Raw genomic sequence first — 4,065 nt, forward strand, 5'->3', positions numbered from 1 at the left:
GCGGGAGGCCGCCGCGGCGTGCCGGCTCGACCCGGTGGCCGGCCTGGGCATGGGCCGGCCGCACTTCCCCGAGCCCGGCCTGGTCGGCGCCGGAGACGGCCGGGCGGCGGCCGGGCGGGTGCTGCGGCAGCGGTGCGAGGCCGGCCTCGCCCGGCGCGGCCTGGCCGGCTCGCCCGCGGCCCGGGCACGCCTGGCCGCGGAGCTGGACATGATCGAGCGGCTGCGGTATCCGGTGTACTTCCTCACCGTGGAGCAGGTGGTCGCCGACGCGCGGGAGCGGGGCATCCGGGTCGCGGCCCGCGGGTCGGCGGTCGGCTCGATGGTCTGCTACACGCTGGGCATCTCGGACGTGGACCCGCTGGAGCACGGGCTGGTGTTCGAGAGGTTCCTCTCGCCGATGCGGCGCGGCCTGCCCGACATCGACGTGGACACCGAGTCCGCCCGCCGCCTGGAGGTCTACCGCGCCGTCCTGGAGCGCTTCGGCCCCGACCGGGTGGCGACGGTGGCGATGCCCGAGACCTACCGGGCGCGCGGGGCGATCCGCGAGGTCGGGGCCGCGCTGAGCATGGACCCCGGCGAGATCGACTGGCTGGCGACCTCGTTCCCGCACATCCGCGCCTCGGAGGTGCGCGCCGCGCTCGCCGAGCTGCCCGAGCTGCGCCCGGTGGCCGCCCGGGCGGGCCGCCACGACCTGCTGTGGGACCTGGTGGAGGAGCTGGACGGCGTGGTGCACGGGGTGGCGATGCACCCGTGCGGAGTGATCATCTCCGACCTGGGGCTGCGGGACCGGCTCCCGGTGGTGCCCACGGCCGGCGAGGGGTTCCCCATGGCGCAGGCGGACAAGGACGACAGCGAGGCGTTCGGCCTGCTGAAGCTGGACGTCCTGGGCGTCCGGCTGTGGTCGGCGATGGCGCACGCCACCGCCGAGATCCAGCGGGCCACCGGGGAGCGGATCGACCTGGAGGACCCCGCCCAGGTGCCCCTGGACGACCCGGCCGCGTTCGAGCTGATCCGCCGCGGCGACACCATCGGCATGTTCCAGCTCGAATCGCCCGGCCAGCGCGACCTGCTGACCCGGCTGCGGCCGGCCACCGTGCACGACATCGTCGCCGACATCAGCCTCTTCCGCCCCGGCCCGGTCCGCAGCGACATGCCCGGCCAGTACATCGCCGCCCGGCACGGCCGCCCGCCCCGGCTGCCGCACCGGGACCTGGAGCCGGTCCTGCGCGACTCGCACGGCGTGGTGATCTGGCACGAGCAGGTCGGCGGGATCATCGACGCGCTGACCGCCTGCGGCCCGGCGCTGGCCGAGGAGGCCCGCCGCGCCCTGGCCGACGAGGCCCGGCAGGGCGCGGTGCGGGACTGGTTCCACCGCGCGGCGGCCGCCCGCGGCTACGCGCAGGAGGTACGGGACCGGGTGTGGGAGGTGCTGAAGGCCTTCGCCGCGTACGGGTTCTGCCGGGCGCACGCCACCGCCTTCACCACCGTCGCCCTGCGCTCCGCCTGGCTGAAGGCGCACCGGGCGGCGGCCCTGTACGCGGGGGTGCTGGAGCACGACCCGGGCATGTGGCCGCGCCGCCTGATCGTGGCCGACGCCCGCCGCCACGGCGTGCCGATCCTCCCGGTGGACGTGAACCGCTCCGACACCGCCTACAGAATCGAACTGGAGTGCGAAAAATGGGGGGTTCGCATCCCGCTCACCCAGGTCCACGGCATCACCGCCGAGGAGGCGGCCCGGATCGCGGCCGGGCAGCCGTACACCGGCCTGTCCGACTTCTGGCACCGCGCCCGGCCCGCGCTGCCCACCGCCCAGCGCCTGGCCACCGTCGGCGCCCTCGCCCCGCTGGCCGCCGGCGCGGGCCGCCGGGACCTGCTGCTGCACCTCGCCGAACTCCACCGCTCCCGCCGCGCCGCCGGCACCGGCCAGCTCCCGCTCCCCGGCCCCGCGGGCCCCGGCACGGGCGAACCCGCCGGCCTGCCCGACCTGACCGAGCCCGAGCGCGTCGGCGCCGAACTCGACGTGCTCGGCATCGACGCCTCCCGCCACCTGATGGACTCCCACCGCGGCCTGCTCGCCGACCTCGGCGTCACCCCCGCCGACCGCCTCGCCGCCGTCCGGCACGGCACGCCCGTCCTCGTCGCCGGGATCCGCGCCGCCACCCAGACCCCGCCCATCGCCAGCGGCCGCCGCATCATCTTCGTCACCCTGGACGACGGCACCGGCCTGGTGGACCTCGCGTTCTTCGAGGACTCCCACCCGGCGTGCGCGCACACCGTCTTCCACAGCGGCCTGCTGCTGGTCCGCGGCGTCCTCCAGCGCCGCGGCCGGCCGCACGCCAGCGTCAGCGTCACCGGCACCACCGCCTGGGACCTGGCCGAACTGGCCGGCCTGCACGACACCGGCGGCCTGACGGCCGTCGCGGCCCGCCTCGCCGGACCCGCCCGCGACGAGGCCGGCGGCCCCGCGCCCGCCGGCGGCCCGGACATCGGCGATCGGGACGGCGGCGACCCGGACGGCGGCGACCCGGACGGCGGCGGCCCGGACGGCCCGCCGCGCCGGCCCGCCGCCGTCCGCCTGCCCACCGGCTACCAGATGCACCCCTGGGCCGACCTCCAGCCCGCGGGCCGCCGCACCCCGGCCGCCGGCCGCCTGTGGCACGCCAGCCCCGGGAGCGCCGGATGAGCCCCCGCCCGTACGCCGGACCGTACGCCGGGCCGGACTCCGGACCGTACGCGGAGCCAGAGCCGGACCGCGGACCGTACGCCGGCGGAGGCGGCGACCCCTCCGGCGCCCGCGTGCTGTACGTCCGCTTCGCCGGCCCCGGCGAAGCCCGCTACCCGGCCCTGCTGCGGCTGCTGGCCGACATCACCCCCGCCGTGCAGGCCCTGCCGCCCGACGCCGCGCTCGCCGACGTCCGCGGCGCGTGCCGCTACTTCCGCCGCGACGCCGCCGGCCTCGCCGCCCTGGTCCGCCTGCGCGCCGTGGCCCTGTACGGCGTCGACTGCGCCATCGGCGTCGCCCCCAACCCCCTCCTGGCCGCCCTCGCGGCCCACCGCACGCCGCCCGGGACCGTCCGCACCCTCACCGGCCGGCCCGCCGAGACCGCCGCCTTCCTCGACCGGCAGCCCGTCGCGGCCCTCCCCGGCCTCGACCCGGCCGCCGCCCGCACCCTCGCCGGCTACGGCCTGCACACCGTCGGCGCCCTCGCCCGCGTCCCGCCGCCGACCCTGCGCCGGATCCTCGGCCCGGCCGCCGGACCCCTCCACGACCAGGCCCGCGGCGTCGACCCCCGCCCCGTCACCCCCGGCGCACCGGCCCCGGACGTCCGCGCCCGGTGCGCCTTCGGCCGGGACGAGACCGACCCCGCCCGCCACCGCCGCGCCCTGCTGGCCCTCGCCGACGACCTCGGCGCCCGGCTCCGCGCCGCCCGCCGGGAGGCCCGCGTCCTCACCCTCACCGTCCAGTACGCCGACCGGTCCGCCACCACCCGCACCCGGCCGCTGCCCGGCTCCACCGCCCACACCCGCGACCTGGCCGCGGCCGCCTACCGCCTGCACGCCTCCCTCGCCCTCCAACGGGCCCGGGTCCGCGCGCTCCTGCTGTGCGCGCAGGACCTGGCGCCCGACGGCACGGGCCCCCGCCAGCTCTCCCTCGACCCCGGGGAGGAGAAGGCCCGCCGCGCCGAGCGGACCGCCGACCGGGCCCGCGCCCGCTACGGTCCCGCGGCCGCCCGCCCCGCCGCCCTGGCCGGCCCCGGGCAGCCCGCCGCGGCCCCGGCGCCCGCCCCCGGGGACGCCTGCGGGGACGCCCACGGGCATCGGGGGGCCGCCGCCGGGTAGGTTTCACCTCCGAAGGGGCGGGCCCGTCATCCCGTCCCGCTCACCGAGGGAGGCGCCATGCCCGGACTGCTCGAACGGATCCGGCGGTTCGCCCGCAGCCCGCAGGGGCAGCGGGCGATCGACTCGGCGCGGCGGGCCGCCGCCGACCCGCGCAAGCGCGCCCAGGCCCGCCGGCTGCTGGGTCGGCTGCGCGGGCGGCGCTGAGCGGGCGGCGCTGGGCGGCAT

The 4,065-nt window shown here is 79.3% G+C and carries 3 protein-coding genes; all 3 read left to right on the plus strand.

The window, feature by feature from the left end; all coding sequences use genetic code 11:
- A partial coding sequence (locus tag RKE29_RS28405) for a DNA polymerase III subunit alpha (RefSeq protein WP_312008563.1) occupies positions 1 to 2,683 on the plus strand: 2,683 nt, incomplete at its 5' end.
- Positions 2,680 to 3,840, plus strand: a complete 1,161-nt coding sequence (locus tag RKE29_RS28410; RefSeq protein ID WP_312008564.1) for a hypothetical protein — start codon at positions 2,680 to 2,682, stop codon at positions 3,838 to 3,840. The genes RKE29_RS28405 and RKE29_RS28410, both read left to right, overlap by 4 nt.
- 57 nt (positions 3,841 to 3,897) lie before the next feature.
- Positions 3,898 to 4,044 carry a hypothetical protein gene (locus RKE29_RS28415; protein ID WP_312008565.1) on the plus strand — a complete coding sequence of 49 codons (147 nt, stop codon included), beginning with the start codon at positions 3,898 to 3,900 and terminating at the stop codon, positions 4,042 to 4,044.
- Positions 4,045 to 4,065: the final 21 nt, after the last annotated feature.

It is taken from the genome of Streptomyces sp. B1866 (genome assembly GCF_031932565.1).
Classification (GTDB): Bacteria; Actinomycetota; Actinomycetes; order Streptomycetales; family Streptomycetaceae; genus Streptomyces.